At 53.0% G+C, this 21,305-nt stretch carries 18 protein-coding genes and 2 rRNA genes; 8 read left to right on the forward strand and 12 right to left on the reverse strand.

What is annotated here, in order from left to right; genetic code table 11:
- Window positions 1-20: 20 nt before the first annotated feature.
- The 6 genes from TURPA_RS18315 to ubiE form a co-directional block, all read right to left on the reverse strand.
- Window positions 21-1,085 (reverse strand): ABC transporter permease, encoded by a 1,065-nt coding sequence (locus TURPA_RS18315; protein ID WP_014804755.1) that lies wholly within the window; start codon window positions 1,083-1,085, stop codon window positions 21-23.
- A complete protein-coding gene (locus TURPA_RS18320) occupies window positions 1,078-2,022 on the reverse strand; it encodes an ABC transporter ATP-binding protein (protein ID WP_014804756.1) in 945 nt (314 codons plus the stop codon). The genes TURPA_RS18315 and TURPA_RS18320 overlap by 8 nt, the downstream gene beginning before the upstream one ends.
- A gap of 8 nt (window positions 2,023-2,030) precedes the next feature.
- Window positions 2,031-3,047: a D-glycero-beta-D-manno-heptose-7-phosphate kinase gene (gene rfaE1, locus TURPA_RS18325; protein WP_014804757.1), complete on the reverse strand. Its 1,017-nt coding sequence runs from the start codon at window positions 3,045-3,047 to the stop codon at window positions 2,031-2,033.
- The gene (gene aspS / locus TURPA_RS18330) at window positions 3,044-5,029 is read right to left on the reverse strand and encodes an aspartate--tRNA ligase (protein ID WP_014804758.1); all 1,986 of its coding nucleotides are present in this window, start codon (window positions 5,027-5,029) and stop codon (window positions 3,044-3,046) included. The genes rfaE1 and aspS overlap by 4 nt, the downstream gene beginning before the upstream one ends.
- A gap of 105 nt (window positions 5,030-5,134) precedes the next feature.
- Window positions 5,135-6,526: a porin gene (locus TURPA_RS18335; RefSeq protein WP_014804759.1), complete on the reverse strand. Its 1,392-nt coding sequence runs from the start codon at window positions 6,524-6,526 to the stop codon at window positions 5,135-5,137.
- A 104-nt stretch (window positions 6,527-6,630) separates the two neighbouring features.
- The gene (ubiE, locus tag TURPA_RS18340) at window positions 6,631-7,365 is read right to left on the reverse strand and encodes a bifunctional demethylmenaquinone methyltransferase/2-methoxy-6-polyprenyl-1,4-benzoquinol methylase UbiE (protein ID WP_014804760.1); all 735 of its coding nucleotides are present in this window, start codon (window positions 7,363-7,365) and stop codon (window positions 6,631-6,633) included.
- Window positions 7,366-7,613: 248 nt separating this feature from the next.
- Here ubiE and TURPA_RS18345 point away from each other — a divergent pair, with 248 nt between their 5' ends.
- The 4 genes from TURPA_RS18345 (at window position 7,614) to fliR (ending at window position 10,715) form a co-directional block, all read left to right on the forward strand.
- Window positions 7,614-8,855, forward strand: coding sequence for a putative glycoside hydrolase (locus tag TURPA_RS18345; protein WP_053332241.1), 1,242 nt, complete (start codon window positions 7,614-7,616; stop codon window positions 8,853-8,855).
- Window positions 8,855-9,544: a 16S rRNA (cytidine(1402)-2'-O)-methyltransferase gene (rsmI, locus tag TURPA_RS18350; RefSeq protein WP_014804762.1), complete on the forward strand. Its 690-nt coding sequence runs from the start codon at window positions 8,855-8,857 to the stop codon at window positions 9,542-9,544. The genes TURPA_RS18345 and rsmI overlap by 1 nt, the downstream gene beginning before the upstream one ends.
- Before the next feature lie 92 nt (window positions 9,545-9,636).
- Window positions 9,637-9,900, forward strand: a complete 264-nt coding sequence (gene fliQ, locus TURPA_RS18355; RefSeq protein WP_014804763.1) for a flagellar biosynthesis protein FliQ — start codon at window positions 9,637-9,639, stop codon at window positions 9,898-9,900.
- Between the two features lie 26 nt (window positions 9,901-9,926).
- Window positions 9,927-10,715: a flagellar biosynthetic protein FliR gene (gene fliR / locus TURPA_RS18360; RefSeq protein ID WP_014804764.1), complete on the forward strand. Its 789-nt coding sequence runs from the start codon at window positions 9,927-9,929 to the stop codon at window positions 10,713-10,715.
- Between the two features lie 3 nt (window positions 10,716-10,718).
- On the opposite strand, the gene TURPA_RS18365 is transcribed toward fliR, so the two are convergent.
- Together TURPA_RS18365 and TURPA_RS18370 are read right to left on the reverse strand one after the other, a co-directional pair.
- A complete protein-coding gene (locus TURPA_RS18365) occupies window positions 10,719-11,504 on the reverse strand; it encodes a hypothetical protein (RefSeq protein WP_014804765.1) in 786 nt (261 codons plus the stop codon).
- Between the two features lie 2 nt (window positions 11,505-11,506).
- The gene (locus tag TURPA_RS18370; RefSeq protein ID WP_014804766.1) at window positions 11,507-12,274 is read right to left on the reverse strand and encodes a CDP-alcohol phosphatidyltransferase family protein; all 768 of its coding nucleotides are present in this window, start codon (window positions 12,272-12,274) and stop codon (window positions 11,507-11,509) included.
- Between the two features lie 117 nt (window positions 12,275-12,391).
- Here TURPA_RS18370 and TURPA_RS18375 point away from each other — a divergent pair, with 117 nt between their 5' ends.
- Window positions 12,392-14,368, forward strand: coding sequence for a hypothetical protein (locus TURPA_RS18375; RefSeq protein ID WP_014804767.1), 1,977 nt, complete (start codon window positions 12,392-12,394; stop codon window positions 14,366-14,368).
- 88 nt (window positions 14,369-14,456) lie between these two features.
- On the opposite strand, the gene TURPA_RS18380 is transcribed toward TURPA_RS18375, so the two are convergent.
- Both TURPA_RS18380 and TURPA_RS18385 read right to left on the reverse strand, forming a co-directional pair.
- The gene (locus tag TURPA_RS18380) at window positions 14,457-15,509 is read right to left on the reverse strand and encodes a DHH family phosphoesterase (RefSeq protein WP_014804768.1); all 1,053 of its coding nucleotides are present in this window, start codon (window positions 15,507-15,509) and stop codon (window positions 14,457-14,459) included.
- On the reverse strand, window positions 15,509-16,522 hold the full coding sequence (locus TURPA_RS18385; RefSeq protein WP_053332242.1) for an LIC_10091 family lipoprotein: 1,014 nt from the start codon (window positions 16,520-16,522) through the stop codon (window positions 15,509-15,511). The genes TURPA_RS18380 and TURPA_RS18385 overlap by 1 nt, the downstream gene beginning before the upstream one ends.
- Before the next feature lie 104 nt (window positions 16,523-16,626).
- Between TURPA_RS18385 and TURPA_RS24190 the strand changes: the two genes are divergently transcribed.
- The 3 genes from TURPA_RS24190 to TURPA_RS18395 all read left to right on the forward strand — a co-directional run bounded on the left by TURPA_RS24190 (window position 16,627) and on the right by TURPA_RS18395 (window position 17,536).
- Window positions 16,627-16,752 (forward strand): hypothetical protein, encoded by a 126-nt coding sequence (locus tag TURPA_RS24190; protein ID WP_014804770.1) that lies wholly within the window; start codon window positions 16,627-16,629, stop codon window positions 16,750-16,752.
- Window positions 16,753-16,864: 112 nt separating this feature from the next.
- Window positions 16,865-17,302: a flagellar export chaperone FliS gene (gene fliS, locus TURPA_RS18390; protein ID WP_014804771.1), complete on the forward strand. Its 438-nt coding sequence runs from the start codon at window positions 16,865-16,867 to the stop codon at window positions 17,300-17,302.
- A gap of 3 nt (window positions 17,303-17,305) precedes the next feature.
- A complete protein-coding gene (locus tag TURPA_RS18395) occupies window positions 17,306-17,536 on the forward strand; it encodes a hypothetical protein (RefSeq protein WP_014804772.1) in 231 nt (76 codons plus the stop codon).
- A gap of 77 nt (window positions 17,537-17,613) precedes the next feature.
- Here TURPA_RS18395 and rrf read toward each other — a convergent pair.
- A 5S ribosomal RNA gene (gene rrf, locus TURPA_RS18400) occupies window positions 17,614-17,730 on the reverse strand.
- Between the two features lie 91 nt (window positions 17,731-17,821).
- Window positions 17,822-21,004 (reverse strand): 23S ribosomal RNA (locus TURPA_RS18405).
- Window positions 21,005-21,305: the final 301 nt, after the last annotated feature.

Genomic DNA, 21,305 nt, shown 5'->3' on the forward strand with positions numbered 1-21,305 from the left:
ATTTTCCGGTGGGCTCATCGTCAATGCCACCTGAAAACTTTCAGGCTGACTGAAAAGCAAAAGACGCCAAATACATTGAGTATCAAAAGAGGCAGCGCAAGCTCTGAAAATTCGGCGCTGGCATTGAGTACGTTGCGCATCGAATCGGCGAGTACCGCGAGCGGCGAATATTGCAGCAGCGGCTGAATCAACTCGGGAAAATTTGCGTAGCTAAAAAAGATACCAGAACTCAGCATCAGCGGAATCGAGAAAACATTGATTACACCGTTACCCGTGCGGGTATTTTCTGCCCTGGAGGCGAGCAAGAATGCAAGGCCGGCGAAAGCGACGTTACCCGAGAGAAAGAGCATCGCCAGGTGCCACGCGCTGCCCTGCAGGGTGAATCCGAAATAGGAATAGCCGAATGCAAAGAGCAGCAGGGTCTCGACGAGGTTAATCGTCATGCGAGAGAAAAAGAAAGACATGAGAATGACTGCTTTTCGCACCGGGGTTGCAATCATGCGCCGCATGAGCTTTTTCATGCGGTATTCGATCAGCACATAACCGATACCCCAGAGGCATGAATTCATGATGCCGAGCGCCATCAGCCCCGGTATGAGAAAGTCGATATATCGGTTACCCCGCGTCGTCACCGCTTTCAGCTGCAGCTCGACTTTCTCCTGGCTGAGGCGGCGCGACAGAATAAGATAAGAAAGGTAAGAAGACTCATTCGCCGGGTCGAGGTGAAAATTCAGCGCACCCACCGGCGAGAGCTCTATAAAAAGCACGATCTTGCCTTTGCGCAAGAGTTCAAGTGCCTTTGTTTTGTCGGCGAATGTAAAACGAAAAACGCTGTGGTCGTTATTCTTTTTGGGTTTGGATATATTGCGGTTCTCAATCTCGTTGATCACCTCGCGCAGCTCTGAGCTTTGCTGAATATCGCCGACAACGGCAATCTGCCGCGTCGTGACTTTGCGTTCGACGAATGCAACACCGAGCACCCACGACATGGCAATCGGCAGCAACACCGACCAGAGAATAATTTCCCAATCGCGAAAAAATTCGCGCAAGTGCATCAGGTAGAGTTGCCAGAGCGGCTTAATCATCGAGGTGCCTGCCGGTCATTTTGATAAACAGGTCATCAAGCGTGAGGGGCCGTGCGGCGAAAGCCTTTAGGTTTTCGCGGCCAACCGATTTCAGAAACCCGGGAAGAATTTTTGCAGAGTCGTCAACGTGCATGATGCCCATACCTGCTGCTGTGTCGAGATTGACATGCGAGACACCCTTGAGTTTTTTCAGCGATTCTTGTATCTTCGCATTGGGCTGCCGCAGGCGAAATTCGAGAATTTCATGGCCGGCGTGCTTCTCGAGCAAATGCGACAGATCACCGTCGGCAAGAATGCTGCCCTTGAACATAATCACGATGCGTTCGCAGAGTTCTTCAGCCTCTTCCATATAGTGCGTCGTGAGCAACAGCGTTGAGCCCAGCTGCTTCAGTTCTTTGAGAATATCCCAGATGTCGCGCCGCGCATGCGGATCAAGCCCCGTGCTCGGTTCATCGAGCAAAAGCAGCTTGGGTTTTTGTATAACCGCGATGCCGAGCGCGATACGCTGCCGCTGGCCTCCCGAGAGCGTATTGACATACGCATGTTTCTTGTCTTTGAGACGTACCAGGTCGAGCACTTCTGAAACGCGCGCACTGCTCGCCCCGTAGAACGCACCGAACAGCTGCAGCGCTTCACTGACTTTAATTTTCTCAGGAAACCGTGTCTCTTGAAACGCCAAACCCATGATCGAACGAATCGCGCGCTCATTATTTTTGTAGTTCAGCCCCGCGATCGCAATCTCACCCGAATCAGGTGTCTGCAATCCCTCGACCATTTCGAGTAGCGTGGTTTTACCGGCGCCGTTCGGGCCGAGCAACGCCACAAATTCACCTTCGCGAATTTCAAGACTGACCTTATTGACCGCATGCACGTGTGGAAACCGCTTGTCGACGTCGCGCAGCGAAAGAATGATCGGTTTAGCGTCGCGCCGTTTCAATGGTGCACCTAAAGGGCTTCGATGCGCAGCGGTGGCAGTGGGCGGGCGATTTCTGCACTGAGTTCTGCGGCAGAGACGGTCGCGGTACCCAGTTTACCGACAACGACACCGCCAGCCATATTCGAGAGCACCATAGCTTCGACGTGCGAAGCTCCTGCGCAGATCGCGGCCGTGTAAACCGTTATGACCGTGTCGCCTGCCCCGGTAACATCAAAAACTTCACGCGCTACTGTCGGCAAGAAGGCAACTTCGCGGTCGTTGAAATATGCCATGCCTCGCTGCGAACGTGTCACCAGCAGATGAGGCAGTTTTAGCGTGCTGCGAATCTGCTTTGCGATATTAATGATATCCTCATCGTTTTGCGGAAAAGGTAAACCCACGCCCTCTGAGGCCTCTTTTTCGTTCGGCGTCATGATATCGCATTCGACATATTGTTTGAAATGCTTTACCTGCGGGTCCACTGCGACAAAAATTTTTTTCTTTCGCGCGCGTGCGATCACTTCGGCGATGACCCGCGGCGTCAATAACCCTTTGTCGTAGTCGCTGATAATCAGCGCCTGATACGCGCCGATCACCTGATCGAACGCTTTCAAGAGCTGCTCTTCAGTTGCTGCATCAATCGCAGTTGCCTTTTCACGGTCGACACGCAGCAGCTGCTGGTTGCGAGCCATAAAGCGCGTCTTGATGGTCGTCGGCCTGTCGGCCAGGCGAATCAGCTGTAGCCCGTCACCGAGGCCCCATTTTTCGAGTTCATGCTGCAGCGCAACGCCGTTCTCGTCGGCCCCGACGGTACCGAGCACGCCCATCTTGCATTTGAGATCACGCAGGTTCTTGAGCACATTCGCTGCGCCGCCCGGTGTTCTGTCTTCGCTGGTGCCAAGCAGCACGGGCACCGGCGCTTCTGGGGATATGCGCGTCACATCGCCGCGAATGTATTCATCCCACATGAGGTCGCCGAGCACGAAGACCCGGCTCTGCGGAATTTTGCGCAGCAATTCTTCGAGACGCGCTGCAGAGAGGGTCATGGGGTTTTGTTTTTCTCCGCTGCGGCCTTTGGCCCTCCGTGGCCCTCGCCGCTGCCGCCGTCCTTGGCTCTCGCGGCCTTTGGCCCTCCGTGGCCCTCGCCGCTGCCGCCGTCCTTGGCTCTCGCGGCCTTTGGCCCTCCGTGGCCCTGGGCCGTTGACTTCAGGTAAAGTTCGCGCAATTGCTTATCGTCCACTGACGATGGCGCGCCCGACATGAGACATGTCCCTTTCTGCGTTTTCGGGAAGGCCATAACATCGCGGATAGAGAAACGTTTGAGGCCGAGCATCAGCACCCGGTCAACACCAAAAGCAATACCGCCATGCGGTGGCGCGCCGAATTCGAGGCCTTTCAACAGAAAGCCGAAACGGTTCTGCGCCTCTTCGTCAGTGATGCGCAGCAATCTGAAGATCGCCTGCTGCATTTTTGAATCGTGAATACGAATGCTGCCGCCGCCGATCTCGACACCGTTGAGAACAAAGTCGTAAGCGTTTGAGCGCACACCCAGCAGCTGCTTATGCATTTCTGGCGAGATCGTTTCGGCCTGGGCTGCCTCGAGCACGATGCGTGCGTCTTCGGGCACTGCTGCGGTGAACGGGTGGTGTACGCTGATGAGCGCATTCGTCTCATGGTCATGGTCGAAGAGTGGAAAGTCGACAACCCAGAGCGCCTTATAGACGTCTGGAATCATGCCGAGTTTTTCTGCAAGGCGAAGGCGCAGCGCAGACAGTGTCGCGAAGACGATATCGGCGCGGTCGCCCGCGAAGAAAATGATATCTCCGGCTTTGGCATTGGTGCGTTCGAGCAGAGCTTTCTGCGCCGCGTCTGGCAAGAACTTGGTAATCAAAGACTCCAAACCATTTTCCGTCACCTTCACCCAGGCAAGACCTTTTGCCTTAAAGTCTTGCATCACCCATTGAGTGAGGTCATCGATGTCTTTGCGCGAGAGCGATGCACCGCCTGGCACGCAGAGAGCCTTGAGGCGCCCGGTTTCGGCAGCGCCCTTAAAGACCTTAAACTCGGTCATCGGCGCCCAGTCGCCGAGTTCGACGAGTTTCATGTCGAAGCGAACATCGGGTTTGTCGTTGCCATAGAGCTCCATGGCATCGCGGTAAGTGATGCGCTGAGGCTCGGGGTCGATTTCGATGCCGAAAGCTGCTTTGCAGGCATGCGCAATCATCTTCTGATTAAGGCGCATGATCATCTCTTTGTCGACGAAGCTCAGCTCAATATCGATCTGGGTAAATTCGGGCTGCCGGTCACGGCGCAGGTCTTCGTCGCGAAAACAGCGCGCAATCTGGTAGTAGCGCTCAGAGCCAGCAACCATCAGCAGCTGTTTGAAAATCTGCGGCGACTGCGGCAGTGCATAGAACTCCCCCGCGTTGAGCCGGCTCGGCACCAGAAAGTCACGCGCTCCCTCAGGGGTTGATTTGTTTAAGATCGGAGTTTCAATTTCCCAGAAGCCATTGTCGTCGAGAAAATTGCGTACCGAGCGAATGAATTCATGGCGCACGCGCAGCGCCTCTTGCATCGGCTTTCTGCGCAGGTCGAGAAAGCGGTATTCGAGCCGCAGTTCTTCAGATGCCTCGTCGTCGTGTTCGTCGAGTGGAATCGGCGAAGGCTTTGCCTTGCTGAGCAGCTCAAGGCCCGTCGCGAGAATTTCGATTTCACCCGTTTTGAGTTTGGGGTTAATCGCATTCTTGTCGCGCAGCCGCACTTTACCGCGCACTGAAATGACGTCTTCTGCGCGCAGTGCATCAGCGCGCTTCAAAAGGTCGGCATCAATTGCAAGGTCGAATACCACCTGCACAACGCCGCTGCGGTCGCGCAGGTCGACAAAGAGCACACCGCCCTGGTCGCGGTAACGGTAGACCCAGCCGCAGACGAGCACGTCACGCTGGTTATCTGCCGCGCCTAAACTATTGCATTCGCTGCGCTCTGAAAAGGCCTGTAAAGGGGCCATTTTGGCCACGTCTGATGACATATATGGTAGGAAAAACCTGTTTCAGAGACAGCGCGTCAATGCTATGTCTTGCGGGTTGGCGCGTTTGACGGGACAGCGATTGCAGTGCCGTCAAACGCGTATGGGTCAAAAAGAAAACTCCCACTGGCTGCGGTAGCGCTGCTCCGTCGAGTTGCCCCCTGCCGGATTCTGCAGCACCAGCTGGCTCACTTCGAATGAAATCTTATTGTTATGGCTGTTGGCGAACCAGTTGAGAATGCCCGTATATTCGTTCTGGTTATTGCCGCTCACGGCAATGTTCGGGTCGACCCAGGCAACGCGGCCCGCAACCTCGAGTTCTGAGGGAACCCAATCGATGACTGCATGCGGAAAATACCCCAACTGTACGAGCGCGCCCCACATCTCAGCATCACGCGGCCAGGCATTCGTCGTGACGCTCTGGTCGATCACCCGCTTAACGTGCGACTCATGCTTAAAGTAGAGGCCCTTGTAAACGGATCGGATTTCAAACACACCCTGATCGACCTTAAACATACCAGCCTGCGCGCCCGGCGTCGATGCCGGCGGCGGATAGTTCGACCCAGGCAGGCGGCGGCAGCTCACCGCATCGGTTTCGAATGCCGTGCAATTGCTCTTGTTTGTCGCGGCACCAAAGGCAATGTTCAGATTCAGGCGCTGCGTGTACTTGTCGTCGCTCTGGCTCCACTCGATGGGGTCACCAACGGCGTTCCACTGCAGGCGCGCCGCATACATCATGCTCGCGTCGTCGTTCAGCCTTTCACCGACACCGCGCCCCGAGAATACACCCACCATGTAGTTGAAGTCAGCCGGCGTATTTTCGAGAACCCGGCCGATCAGCTGCACACCCTGTTGACGGTCTACTGTGAAGACATCGTTCAAGATCGAACGGTTGACAAACTGCTGACGGCCCGATGACGCCACGCGCTCGTCATTGTAGAGAACCTTTGCACGGCCGATGCGCAAGGTCGCCCATGAGAATCTCGCGACGTCGATAGAAAAGTCGCGCAAGACCGGCTGCGACCAGTCGTATTGCATATTGTATTTGAGCCATTTTTTATAGGCGTAACCATTGACCTTAAAACGCGCCCGGCGCACGAGAAATGAATGGCCCTCGGCATCGAGGTCGGTGAGTGTGCGTGGGTCGGCATCGAACGGATAAGCGTAACGAAACTGCAGACGGTGCTGCATAGTGAGGCCAAACTTGCCGTCGCCGGTGTCAAAGGTGAGCCCTTTGTCACCATAGGTGACGCCGAGCGGCAGTTTGTCGGCCTTCTCAGCCTTTTCTGGTTTTGCTTCGGCGCCGGCAGCCGCTGATTTGATTTCGGCTGGTTTTGCCACAGGCATAACATCTGCCTGTTTCTGCGCTTCAGATGGATTTACCGCCGAACCTGCAGGCTTTTCGCCAGTGCGTGCCTCTGGCGCCTTTGCCTGGGCTAATAGTGTCTGGCTGCCCCAAAAAGCAACCGCGACAAGAAAATAAACTGATTTAAGACTCATTATGTTACGCTCCCGTTTCCGATTTGCGGCATAAATTCGTCATGAGACAAAGCGTCAAACAGTAATTTGCTAATTAACTAATTGCAAATCTATCTTAATAAAGGCTAATCCGGGTGCTTCATGATGAGCGCTGTGGCCACACCGAGGGCAAACACCTTGGTCTGCACATGCTGAAAGCCGGCCTGCTCTGCCTCGCGGCGCAGATCGGCCGAGGTGACAAAACGCGCGACCGATTCGGGCAGATACTCATACGCCTGCCGGTCCCGGCTGATCATGCCGCCAATCCACGGCAGAATCTTCTGAAAATAGAGGTTGAATAAGAACGACACGAGTTTCTTGTCCATCGGCGTAAATTCCAGAACTGCGAGAACTCCCCCCGGTTTAAGAATGCGAAAAAGTTCAGCGAAGGCCCTGGGACGCTCTTGCACGTTGCGTATGCCAAAGGCGATCATGGCATGCGAACACAGGCCCGACTGCAGGGGAATCTCTTCACCAAAAGACTCAACGAAGTACGTGCGCGACATGGCGTATTTAAGTTTCGTGCGGGCGCGCAGCAGCATTTCATTTGAGGGGTCGACGGCAAAAATCGCCATCGCGCTCCGACGGGCCGCCTCTTGCGCCAGGTCGCCCGTGCCACAGGCTAGATCGAGCACCACCGAATGGCCGTCGATCTGCATCAGGTCGATCGTTTTCTTGCGCCAGCGCCGGTCGATGCCGAGCGAGAGCAACCGGTTGAGCAGATCGTAGGTCGGCGCGATGCGGTTAAACATACCGCGCACCACTTCTCGCCGCTCGCGCGGAGAATTGTCGTTCTGCTTGCTGAATTCGCGACTGGCCACTTCGACGCAACCCTAGCAGAAATCAGAATCCCCGCGTCATTCGAATCTAGGCACACGATGTGCAAGGCCTTCGCTGGCCACGGATGGCGATCTTTGCGAAGGCCCCCGCACACGACGTACAGGGTCTTCGCTGGCCACGGATGGCCATCTTCGCGAAGGCCGTTGCCGCCTTGTCTCCGTATTTTTTTCAGGAAATACAGGCATTTGTTTGCCGATACTATAAGATAGCGAGTCTTTCAAGAACCCCCATGAACACTACTCTAAAAACCCTGCCCTTTCTTTTTGTCTTCTCGATGGTTTCGCTCTATGGCAGCATGACCTGCACGCGGCTTTCGGCGAATACGCAAAACACGACAGAGAATAAAATTGTCGTCACGCGCCCGGGAGACAAGGGTGCAACCGAGCAGACTGTGGCGCTGGCCAATGTACCGCCGCAACCGACCGCCACTAAGGCACCGGTTGAGACTGCAACTGCCGGTGTGGCAGCGAAAGGCAAGAAATCAGTCGTCGCATTTTTGAAGAAGCTTCGCGAATACCAGCTGTCGTGGGCGCAGTTTCCAATCAAGAGGCCTGAATTTCTCAAGGCAATCTATCTGACGAACGCGACTGCCGTCAATACGAAGTCGCTCCGCCATTTTATCGCTCAGAGCCGCAAGCACGGCATCAATTCGATGGTGATCGACGCGCAGGGCAAAGCGATCAGCGCAGAACAAATGTCGCTACTCAAGACCAATGGTATTTACCCGATTGCCCGCGTCGTGGTTTTCGACCTGGGTCTCAAGCAAAAGTATCCTGATCAGGCGCACCTCGAAAAGGTCTTGAAGAGCGTTGAGCGCGCGGCTAAATCAGGTTACCGCGAGATTCAGCTCGACTACATACGCTACGCCGACCGCCGCGACCTGCAGCTGCTGCCGCTCAAATTCAAATACGACCAGATCGGGTCGATTCTGGCGCGGGCGCGCAAACTCACTGACTCACTCGGTGTCGAACTCGGCGCCGACGTCTTCGGCCGCATCACAATTAACCGCAACGACCATATCGGCCAGAAACTCGAACTTTTCGGCGACCATGTGCACAATCTGTATCCGATGGTTTATCCCTCGCACTACTATGGTGACCCTGAAAAAATTGCCAACCCGTACGGTACTGTGAAAGAAGGCGTCGAAAACTCCAAAGAGCGAATTCCCAAAACCAGAATTATTCCGTACATTCAGGGTTTTGGCATGAAGATCAAACAATCGGGACTCGACCTGCCGCAGTACGTGCTCAAGCAGTTCTTCGCCGTCGACGATGCCCAGGGTGACGGCTATGTCGTGTGGAACGCGCGCAACGATTATTCGGCAACCTGGAAAGCGCTGCAAGAATACGAGAAGCGCGCCCCCGAACGCAAGAAAAACATCAAGGTTGCAAAAGCACCGGCGCCCAAAGGTCGCCAAGACGCCGCACAGAGCGGCGACCAAATACGCGACGTCGTTTCTCCGAAAAACTGATGGCAGGGCACACCTCAGGTGGTGTGCTTTACAGCGTTGCCATACCGATCGGCAACAGCGACGATATCACCCTGCGTGCGAAAGAAATTCTGCAGACAGTCGACTTTATCGCTTGCGAAGACACGCGCAAGGCTCTCGACCTCTTTCGCCGCACCGGCATTACGACGCGCGCGCGGCTTTTTGTACACAATCCGTTTAAAGAGGCCCAGAGCGCAGAGGGTCTCATTCGATTTCTGAACGAGGGCCAGAAGGGCGCTCTGATTTCTGACGCGGGAACTCCCCGCCTGTCTGACCCGGGCGCGCGTATTTTGCGGCTCTGCCATGAAAATGGCGTGCGCGTCGTGCCGATACCGGGCGCGTCGGCGCTGACGGCCCTCGTGAGCATCACGCCATTTTCGGTAGACCCGCTGCTCTTTCTCGGTTTTCTTTCGCCCAAGAGCGGCCGGCGCATCAATGAACTCACGAAATATGCGGATTTTGAAGGTGCGATCGCGCTTTACGAATCGGTGCACCGCATCGAGAAAACGCTGCAAGATATCGGCACCGTGTTTCCCGGCGCCGAGGTGTTGATCGGCCGTGAGCTGACGAAGACGCATGAGGATTTTTTTCTCGGACCAATTTCGGCGGCCGTAAGCTGGGCTGCAGGCAAGCAAGGCGAATTTGCCTTAATCTTCAAACCGGCCAAATAATTTTGCCGCGCGAATGTGCGCAGAGGCAAAAACCGGGCCTGTTCGGTTTGCGCATTTGATTGACGCCCTGAGAATATTATGTCTCATCAGGCATGACCGACGTAGAAGTCATTGCGATGCTGCGCGACGCCATCTGGCTCACGATTAAACTCAGCGCGCCGGCACTGATGGTTTCGCTCATCGTGGGGCTCATCATCAGCATCATTCAGACGACAACCAGCATACAAGAGCAGACGCTGACTTTTGTGCCAAAGCTGCTCGCCGTGCTTTTTGTAACGCTGATCTTCGCCTCGTGGATGATACACACGATGACCGACTATACGCAGGGGCTGATGCGCATCATCGGCAAACACTGACAAGAGGCATCTGAGCCAAAGTCCCGATGGAAATACTTGGACCGCAATTTCAGATATTCACCCTCGTATTCGCGAGATTCTTGGCGCTATTTTCGGTCGCCCCCGGCTATTCGGGAGACTCTTTGCCGTTTTTTTCGCGTTTCGCGCTCGCATTCATTTCAGCGGCGATCATCACGCCCGTCGCCGATATGCCCGATTCATTGGTGCGCGATCTCGAACGCGCTTATATTCTCATAGTTCTCGAGCAGGCAGTTATTGGTCTTTTTATCGGTATCGCGATGCAATTTCTTTTTGCTGCCTATCAACTCGCGGGCGAATTTTTCTCGGTGCAGATGGGCTTCGGCATCAGCGAGGTTCTAGACCCGATGTCTCAGGTGTCGATGCCGGTAATCGGCACTTTGAAGAACCTGGTAGCGCTGTTCGTGTTCTTCGTCAGCGGCGCACACACGTATCTGGTGCAGGCGCTCGCGTTTTCAGTCGAGCGCGTTCCGCATCTGGGTTTTTCGTTTCTCAAGCAGGGCGTGCTGCAAAATCAACTATTTAAATACTTTGCCTTGCTTTCGGGCGGTATGTTCATCGCGGCGCTCAAAATCGCGCTGCCGGTGATTGGTTGCCTGCTGCTTGTGTCGGTGACGCTCGGCATTATGTCAAAGGCGGCACCGCAAATGAACATGCTGGTTCTCGGCTTCTCGATCAAGATCGTCGTCGGTTTCGTGGTGCTCGCGATTCTGGCGCCGCTCATCGTGCAGACGATGTTCGCCGAGATGGACAGGTCAGTGTCGATGCTCGACGCGATGATCAAAGCCTGGCGCTGAATCTCAGAAGCGCAGCGCCAGAGCCACCATGTTCTGGTCGGCCTGCCGGTAGGTATAGAGCTTCAAATGCTCGGGCAGATCGAAGAAGAACAGCGTGAGGCCAGCCACGAGCCCGATACCGGCACCGTAACCGCCATAACGAAGAATGTCGCTGTAGTCGTTGCTCGAAGAATAAGGTATAAAGCCAATACCAGCGCCCAAAAGCCCGCCTCCGATCGCGCCGTACCAACTGTACTTCATGAGAAACTTGCCGATCGCGAATTGTGCAATCTTGCCGGTTTCGAAGAACGTGACGGCGAGGCCGATAACCGCGCCCGCACCTGCGCCCGCACCGCCAAAGCTGTAAAGATAGTTCTTGCTCTGCGTTTCGTCGTTCTTGTCGAACATCGAAAAGCCCACCAACCCGCCCACAACACTGCCCGCAATGCCGCCGACGAGAGCTGAAATCAGCATGTGTTCGCCGCGGTCAAAGGGGCGCAGGTCTTGCCCGAGATAGTCGTCGAGCATGCGTTTGTTGCTGAGCTGGTAAGTTTCGGCGTCTTTTTCTTTCGGCGGTGGATCTTCAGCGTCTTCAGCTATCTTCATGACCGTCGGCTTTTTCTTTTTCGAAGCTTTTTCGCTTTTTTCGCCTTTAGGGCCCTTTTCGGTTGCTTCAGCCACGGTAGCCTTTTCTGCTGCAGGCGCCTCTGCAGCTGGTGCCACCTTTTCAGCCTGAGCTGACAATACGCCGGCGGCGGCAAAGAGCAGTAGAGGCAGCATTGAGCTTTTAATAATGTTGTGAATTTTCATGCCTATTCTCCCGAAGTGATTCTGTAGCGTAATTTCTGTGTCAGGTGAATCACCATAGCGAATAGCCCCGAAGCCACGTAGAGAATCACTACCCCAAAAACGACGTAATAAAGATTGAAGCGATAAATGAGCAAGGCGACAATTGCAATAAAGCCGATGGCGCGCAGTATGGTAAAGTTTGGCCGAATCTGCGACTGCGGCTTTGTATAGCGTATGTTACTGATCATGAGAAACCCGACGCTCAAAAAAATCGCGAGTGCCACCGGACGGGACAGATATTCTGTATTATTGTTATACAGCGGTAAAAAGGCAATGAGCAGACCCGCAACCGGTGACGGCAAGCCAACAAAAGAACCCGGGTCATGTGCGACATTAAACCGCGCGAGGCGAAATGCTGCGCAAAGCGGAAATACAGCGGCAATCGCCATACCAATGGGGATATCCCAAGGTGTGCCGAGCACAGATTTCGACAGCGAGAAGTCATAGAGGTAGATCTTATACATCAGAAAACCCGGCGCAAGGCCAAAGGTCGTCAGGTCGGCGAGCGAATCGAGCTGCTCGCCCAACTGGCTCTGCGACTTAAAAAGCCGTGCCAAGGGGCCATCGAGGCCGTCAAAAACGGCCGCCAGCATGATACACAGGCCTGCGGCTATGAAATAGTGAAAGTTTTCGGCGTTGCTGCCAGTGGCTTTCGAGGCGATAATCATTGAGAAGAAGCCAAACGTCAGGTTACCCATCGAGAACGAATTGGGTATAATGGCACGCCACATTTCTGTACGCAGAGGTGACTTCGCGCTCTGTATGGCAAGCCCTATTTTGCAGTGCCGCAGTCCGCATTTTCATAAACGGTTTTACAGCGCGTCTCAAATCTGACTGACTGCCCGATCGTGCTGCTTGAAGAGTTGGGTAAGCTGGAAAAAGAGCAGCTGCTGCGGGTCGCAGAGGTCTGGGGAATCCCCAAACCGCCGTCAGACAAACGCGCGCTGATACAACTGTTGGTCAAAACCTTTGTTGACCCTTATTTTCTCAAAACCGTACTCGAGAAACTGACACCTCTGCAGGTAAAGATCTACGCGGTTATACTCTCGAATAAACAGATTCTGACCCTGGGCGAAATCAGCCGCAAAATACAGCTGCAGCCAATCAATGTCGAAAAAGAACTCGCGGTATTGAAGCATATCATGCTGCTCTACCAGAAGAAAAACCGCGAGCGCATCACGCATAACCTGGATAAATATATTGCCTTCGACGAATTTCGAAAACTCGTCAATACCGACAGCAATCCGCGCGGCGAGAAGTTTCAGATCAGCATTCGCCGCGAGGTCGAACAGACCGAAGTCGACGATTACGACCCGAAATACCTCGCCATTCTCGGCGGCAAAGGCAAGAAACCGCGCGAATACGCTGAAAAGGCCTTTAAAGAAGAGACACTGCAGAAAACGCTGAAGACCCTCAGCGACGGCGAAATGATTCTGCTCGATGAGGCATTCACAAACGGCGGCATTATCGAGATTAATGCGGCGCGCATCATCATGGACGAACAGAAGCTGCCGATGGAAAAAACCATTCGCCGCCTCGACGCGTTTCAACTGCTCAAAGATATCTATTTTATCGACGAGCGCTTTGTGCGCATTCTCGTGATACCGATTGAACTCTTCAACTACCTCAAGAAGAACCCGCTTTTTCCCGTGCGTACCGACGTGAAAGAACTGACAGAACGCACGATCGAAAATGGATTCGACTTCTTACTGAACCTGAAGAAGCTGCTGCTCTTTATCTCGAACAAAGGCCTCACGCTGTCGCAGTCTGAGAAGCTGCGCCAGGCCGACATGAAGCGCTCAGAAGCGGCGCTGATCGACATCGACATCAACCTGTTCTCTGAAAAAAGCCAGATGCACCAGATCGAAATCATTTTGCCGCTTTTGAGACTCTTTGAACTCGTCGATCTGCGCGAAGAGAACGTCGTGCTCATTGAGAATTATGAGGATTTCTTAAAGCGAGAACCCTCAGAGCTGTTGCGCGATCTATTTAACCGCATTCTCGAGGCTGCCGACAAACGGATGGTTGGCGACGAGGTTTTTCTACCCCTCGACCTGGCATTCTTCAAGATGCCGATGATTGAAACCTGTACCAAACTCATCGAAGCGAATCAGGGCATGTTCGTCAAGGTGCTGCTCGCCGAACTCATTCGTTCGCGCGTGATTATGATTCCAGGTTTTAAGGTGCGTGACTTTAAGAACTCCTACATCGAACAGCGCTCGATGATCGTCTCGGCGATGATCTACATGTACCTCATGGGCATGCTGCGCGTCGATTATCCGAAACGTTTCGTCACGATCAGCAAGCTCGGTAATCATTTTTTCCACAACGAGCCACTCGAGACACAGAGCGAACTCGGCGCAGTAATTCTAAACCCCGATGGCACGCTGGTCGCTATCCCTGAAAAGATGTCGCTGCACGACCTGCACTTACTGAAGTCTTTTGCCGAGCTCAAAGAATTCGACAAGGTCTACAACTTTCAGCTGACGAAAGAATCAGTGCAGACCGGTGTCATGCTGGGTAACACGATCGAAAGTTTCAAAGCACTGCTGGGCCGCGTGTCGCGAGCCGGCATTGCCCAGGCTCTCGACTTCAACCTTACCGAGTGGAGTAAAGACCTGCCGATTGTGATTATCGAAGAAAGTATCGTACTGCTCGAAACGGCCGACCCGCGCCTGACTGAAGCGCTTTTGGGCCAGATTCGCGGCAAAAAAATCGTGAAGAAAGAAATCTCTGACACGGCGTTGGTGATCTTCAAGAGCAAGGTACAAGAAGTCATGGAAGCCGCCGAAAAGCTCGAAATGATCGTCAAGCTAATCCGTTAGGATTAGTGTGAAGTTGATTCGTTACTTTCCCTGTCATGCCCGCGAAAGCGGGCATCTATTCAGATTCCCGCCTTCGCGGGAATGACCATTAAAGTTTCTCGAGTTCTGCCACGACTTTTTTCAGCGCTTCGGCAAAGGGTTCACGCACTTTGAGACCGGCCGCATTCTTGTGACCACCGCCGCCGAATTTTTTCGCAACCGATGCCACATCAACATCGCCAATCGAGCGCAGCGACCCTTTGAGCTCGCCGTGCTCGGTTTCATTGAAGAGCGCGGCAGCCTTAAGACCCTTGTGCGCGAGCAGCTGGTTCACGATACCTTCGGTACCGCTGTCACCCAAATGCAGCCCTTCACGGTCAGCGCACACGACGGGCAAATAGACGACACCGTTTTCGAGCAGCTGCACCTTCGGGTAAAGTCTTGCGTTGAGCTTCAACCGATCAAGCGGGTTACTCTCATAAATCGTGCGGTAAACATAGTCTGAATGGATGCCGTACGAGAGCAGATCGCCGCCCATCAGATGCGAGCGCAGCGAAGTTTTGGGGTAGCGAAAGTTTCCCGAATCGGCGACAATGCCGGTGTAGAGAGGCAAAGCCGCAGCCTTCGGTATCGTCACCTTCATGTGGCGGTAGAGATCCCAGATGAGTTCGGCAGTCGCCGCGTAGCTCGGGTCGACGCAGAATTCTTTTTTACCGGGCAGAATGTGGTGGTCAATCGTCGCCCAGGGAAGCTTGAGCGCCATAAAAAGCTCGCCGACTTTTTCACTGCGGTGCGGCTCTGATGAGTCCAATATAAAGACAAAACGGTCTTTCAGAAGTTTCGCCGCAGCTGCCTCTTCGATGCCGTTGTGACCGAGAAAGCCGACCAGCTTTACCGGCATTACATTTTCAAGATATTCGGGTACCTTCTCGTTGTTGAGAATACGAACATCTTTTTTGAGTGACTTAAGCAGGTAATAGAGCCCGATCTGGCTGCCGAGGCCGTCTGCGTCGGCGCCCACATGTGTCGTGAGCAGAAATTTTTTATGGGTCTTGATGAGGGCGGCGATCTTGGGTAGCACCTTCGACGAAGGTTTGTACGCCCTCAGCAACTGCTGCGAAAGAGCCGCGCTCAGTCTCTGGGTTTCTTTCTCAGCCTGCACTATTTCGCCTGGCGCTTTTTCTCGGCGAGGGGCCCGAGAAACGAAAGCCCGTATTCATTCGGGTCAATATAGGCATCTTTGTAGAAATCACGCACGTCGACTTTTTCGAGTTTCAGCTGCTCTTGAAAATGCTGCGCGGGATGCAGACTGTAATGAAAGCCGCGGTCGGTGCTGAGGTCTGAATCTGCTGCCCAGCGAAATTTGCCCTTGTTGAACGAAATCGTGCGCACGACAAATGACTTCTCATCGACCGGTATCGCCGAGAAAGATTTTTTGAATGGTTCTTTATAACCGCGAAAATACTCTTCTGCGTTTGAATAATACAGAATTCTGATCGGTACCCCCATTTTTTTCGCCGCGTCGGCAATACCATTAACGGTAATGTCGCCGTTCAGATTACCGCGCAGTGCACGAATGCGGTTTGCCAACGCGAGCTTCTTGAGGTAATCATACTGTTCCTGATTGTTCAGCCAGTAGGTGTAAGGCCGCTTTTTCGAAAGTTTTTCAATAAACCCGAAAGTGATCTGCAGATAAGGTGAAGCCTTGCGGTAGCTTTCTTTGATAAATGCGAGTTCGTCGCTGCCTTTAAATTCTTCTTCGATAATCTTATCGGCTTCAACCACGGATTTTTTCTTGTTCCACATGAGCTTATGTTCATCTGGAGTTTTCAGACGCTTCAGAAATGCGATATGAATCTTGTTGGCCGCCACCACAATTCGCGTGAAATCCATCAGCCAGATAAATTCGCTTTTTGCCCAGGCCGCCAGGGTAAAGTTCTGAATCGAACCGACACCGAAGTAGCCACCGCCAATGCCGCGAATATGCGGTTCATAAATTTCCAGCCGGTCTTCGTTGGTGACTGTCGTGTCGCCGGTATCCCAGATTGTGGGCTTCAGTGTCTCTTCAGGCGAGCCGAAAAAGAGCGCCTGCATGTCTGCCTTCGGGGCGGGCGTGGCTTCTTTGCACGCGACAAACAGGGCAAGAACGAGGGTAAAAGTAGAGGCTGCTCTCATCTGGCAGACAAGCATCTTTTCACACGCCGAAAACGCTTTTTCTGGCCAAAGCCGCCACCGCGCGCTACCTTGAATGCAGAGATTGCAATACCTCTGGAGGCTCAATGAAAAAACTCACACTCGTTCTGCTCGCAGCACTTTTTGCCACAGCCGCCGCATCGGCATGCGATGGAAAAGACGGCGAAAAGAGCAAAACCAAAGATAAAACCAAGACCGAAGCCGTAAAATAGGCTTTTCCAGGGGGATATACAGCTTCAAAGAAGGCTATCCCCCTGCACTTTTTTGCTTCACAAACTCTAAAAAAGGCCGACACTCTGAGAGCCGGTTGTGAAGGCGTAATGAATGCACCGTGACCTTCATCTAAAGGAATACCAGGCGAATTCTGTCGGCACTGCAGACCAGAAGCAGCTGATCATCATGCTCTACGAAGGGGCGCTGCGCTTTATCTCGACCGCAGAAACGAACATGGCGTCGTTTAAAACCTACGACAAAGCCAACGCAAACATTCTGCGCGCGCAGGATATTTTGACCGAACTCATGGTTTCACTCAATATCGAGCAGGGCGGCGAAATCGCGCAAAACCTCTTTAACTTGTACGCATACGCCAAGACGCAGCTGCTTGAAGCCAATGTGCAGAAGAAGGCAGAGCTGCTGAAGCCGGTCAAAAAAATCATCACTGAACTTCTCGAGGCCTGGAAACAAATTGAAATGCCGTCGGCCGCTAAAGCCGCAGCGGCCAAGCCAACCGAACACAAAGGCGGCTTCAAAGCTGAAGGCTAGCCGATGCTCGAGCAGCTGCTCGTCATCACCACGGCGATTCTGACCGCGACTTCGAAAAAGTCATCTGATACGCAGACTCTGGGGCTAAGGCTGAATCGTCTGAACGCCCGGCGCATGAGAACCATCGAACAGGCCGCAGCTGGCGAACCACTAAAAGCCGGAGATAAAACCCGCGCAGAACTGATACACTATTTCGACCGGCTCGCCGAAACCAAGGTCCGAAGCCGCATTTAGCAGCGCGCTTTCGTCTGAAAGCCTTGCAAAACAAAAAAGGCCCCCTTTCGGGAGCCTTCATTTGCACGACAACCCAAACCTGTGCGCGTCCTACTCTCCCGGGCTCCGAAGAACCGAGTACCATTGGCGATGCAAGTCTTAACTTCCGTGTTCGGGATGGGAACGGGTGTGACCCTTGCTCTATTGCGCACAGATTTGGGTTGTCGTTAATTTGATTTCGAATATGGTATCTCGAAGGGGGTTGTTAAGGGGGCGTAGCCCCCTTAAAATCATTCAGAGCATAATATGGTCAAGCCTCACGACCGATTAGTACTACTTGGCTCACAGGTTAACCCTGTTTACACCTATAGCCTATCAACCTGGTAGTTTGCCAGGGGTCTTCAGGATGGGGCGAACCCCACCAGGGAAATCTTATCTTGAGGGAGGCTTCCCGCTTAGATGCTTTCAGCGGTTATCCCTTCCGAACATAGCTACCCGGCGTTGCAGCTGGCGCCACAACCGGTACACCAGAGGTTCGTTCATCCCGGTCCTCTCGTACTAGGGACAAGTCCTCTCAAATTTCCAACGCCCACAGTGGATACGGACCGAACTGTCTCACGACGTTCTGAACCCAGCTCGCGTGCCGCTTTAATTGGCGAACAGCCAAACCCTTGGGACCTGCTCCAGCCCCAGGATGCGACGAGCCGACATCGAGGTGCCAAACCGCGTCGTCGATATGGACTCTTGGACGCGATAAGCCTGTTATCCCCGGAGTACCTTTTATCCGTTGAGCGATGGCCCTTCCATTCGGAAACCACCGGATCACTAAGCCCGACTTTCGTCCCTGCTCGACTTGTAAGTCTTACAGTCAAGCTCCCTTATGCCTTTACACTCTTCGCACGATTTCCAACCGTGCTGAGGGAACCTTAGGGCGCCTCCGTTACTCTTTGGGAGGCGACCGCCCCAGTCAAACTGCCCGCCTGACATTGTCCCTGACGTTGCTTTTATGTTCGAACCGGAGCCTTAGATAAATAATACTCGTTAACTCTTATCCTAAAAAATTTAGAAACAGAAGATTGTGAACCCAAGCACACGAGGTGCGAGGGCTTGCGCCGCTCACGGATGAGCGTTAAGCGCAGCTTTATCCTATCCAAGGCTCTTGTCGTCTTTTTACGAATTTGGCCGGCCAAAGGCCGGACAAATTCGAACACAAAAGTAACGCCAGGTTAGGTTTTCAATTTCGTAAGGGTGGTATTTCAAGGACGACTCCATCACGGCTAGCGCCGCAACTTCAAAGTCTCCCACCTATCCTACACATACAAAGCCGAAAACCAATGCCAAGTTACAGTAAAGGTTCACGGGGTCTTTCTGTCCCACTGCGGGTAGGCAGCATCTTCACTGCCACTACAATTTCGCCGAGATCCTCGTTGAGACAGTTCCACAGTCGTTACACCATTCGTGCAGGTCGGAATTTACCCGACAAGGAATTTCGCTACCTTAGGACCGTCATAGTTACGGCCGCCGTTTACTGGGGCTTCGATTCAATGCGTCGCATTACTGCTAACATCTCCTGTTAACCTTCCAGCACCGGGCAGGTATCAGCCCCTATACATCCACTTACGTGTTTGCAGAGACCTGTGTTTTTGGTAAACAGTCGCCGCGGACTCTTTATTGCAGCCCCTTCTCGCTTGCACGATAATGAGGCACCCCTTCTCCCGAAGTTACGGGGTTATTTTGCCGAGTTCCTTAACGAGGTTTCTCTCGCGCACCTGAGGATTCTCTCCTCGCCCACCTGTGTCGGTTTAGGGTACGGTTTAGTTCAAGTGTCACTTAGAGGTTTTTCTAGGCAGCATAGAATCAGAAACTTCGTGAAACCCGAAGGCCCACTCGATATCAGCTTTCAGCTCAACGACCGGATTTACCTGATCATCTCAACGCCTACGACCTTATACAGCCATCCATTAGGCTGATTCCCTATCTTCTTGCGTCACCCCATCGCTCAAACCACTTAAACTAAGCCCTGGAATATAAACCAGGTTACCATCGACTACGCCTTTCGGCCTTGCCTTAGGAACCGGCTAACCCGCAGCGGAGTTACCTTGCTGCGGAACCCTTGGGCTTACGGTGTGACGGAATTTAACCGTCATTTTCGCTACTCATGCCTGCATTCTCACTTCCTACCGCTCCAGCACTGCTCTCGCTATACCTTCGCCGCTGTAGGAACGCTCCTCTACCACGCCAACATTGCTGCTGACATCCGAAGCTTCGGTACTATGCTTAGATCCGTACATTTTCGGCGCCCAATCGCTCGATTAGTGAGCTATTACGCACTCTTTAAAGGGTGGCTGCTTCTAAGCCAACCTCCTAATTGTCTGTGCGATTGAACATCCTTTATCACTTAGCATAGATTTAGGAACCTTAGCTGTCGGTCCGGGTTGTCTCCCTCTCGCCAATGAACGTTATCACCCACTGACTCAGTGCTCGACTCTAACGTTGTGGTATTCGTAGTTTGCCTGGGTTTGGTAACCGGGTAAGGCCCCTAGCCCAAACAGCGCTCTACCCCCACAACGAAACATCGAACCCTGTACCTAAATACATTTCGAGGAGAACCAGCTATCGCTGAGTTTGATTGGCCTTTCACCCCCAGCCTCAGTTCATCTCAGAATTTTTCAACATTCACGAGTTCGGACCTCCATGGCGTGTTACCGCCACTTCATCCTGACCAAGGCTAGATCACTCAACTTCGGGTCTAAAGCATGCAACTTAAATCGCCCTATTCAGACTTGCTTTCGCTTCGGCTCCGGGACTTCAATCCCTTAACCTTGCTGCATACAGTAACTCGCAGGCTCATGCTACAAAAGGCACACGGTCACCCTTGCGGGCTTCCATACCTTGTAAGCGTACGATTTCAGGATCTATTTCACTCCGCTCTCGCGGTGCTTTTCACCTTTCCTTCACAGTACTTGTTCACTATCGGTCACTACCTAGTATTTAGCCTTACGAAATGGTCTTCGCAGATTCCCACGGAACTTCACGTACTCCGTGGTACTCAGGTACTGGCTCAAAGATCACACATGTTTCAGATACGGGGCTATCACCCGCTATGGCGTGTTTTCCCAAACACTTCTCTTACATGGCAATTTGGTAACTTTGCAGGTCCATTGAGGTGAACCCATGCCAGCCCTACAACACCAATGTCACAACGCCCTCAAGCTTGACATAACACCGGTTTAGGCTCTTTCGCGTTCGCTCGCCGCTACTAACGAAATCGTTTTTACTTTCTTTTCCTTCAGGTACTAAGATGTTTCAATTCCCTGAGTTTAGCCACTCCTTGCGGAGTTTATACGGTTTTGCCGTACAGAGTTTTCTCATTCGGAGATTCCCGGGTCAAAGCTTGCTTCCAGCTCACCGGGACATATCGCAGGTAACCACGTCCTTCATCGCCTGGTAGTGCCAAGGCATCCTTCGTACGCCCTTAAATACTTGACCATATTATGCTCCCTTCGACCCACGAAATTTGTTGCCAAATTTCCCTGTCGAAGATCTGTTATACGATCTTTTTGACACTTATTCTTTTCCTCATAAAGATACGATGGCTCGGCCATTCGGTCGGCGCTCGCGGGCATCGTGCCCGCGCCGACTGAACGACATCCTGTCGTATCAATGCGCGTTATTTTCTTAAATCTTCTTCAAAATTGTGTTGGATCAACAAGCAACGCTCGCGCGTCTCTTATTAATCCTCTACCCATATTCGTTGTCAAACTTCACTGGATCATCTCTATGATCCGGT

The organism is Turneriella parva DSM 21527 (assembly GCF_000266885.1).
GTDB classification, from domain to species: Bacteria; Spirochaetota; Leptospiria; order Turneriellales; family Turneriellaceae; genus Turneriella; species Turneriella parva.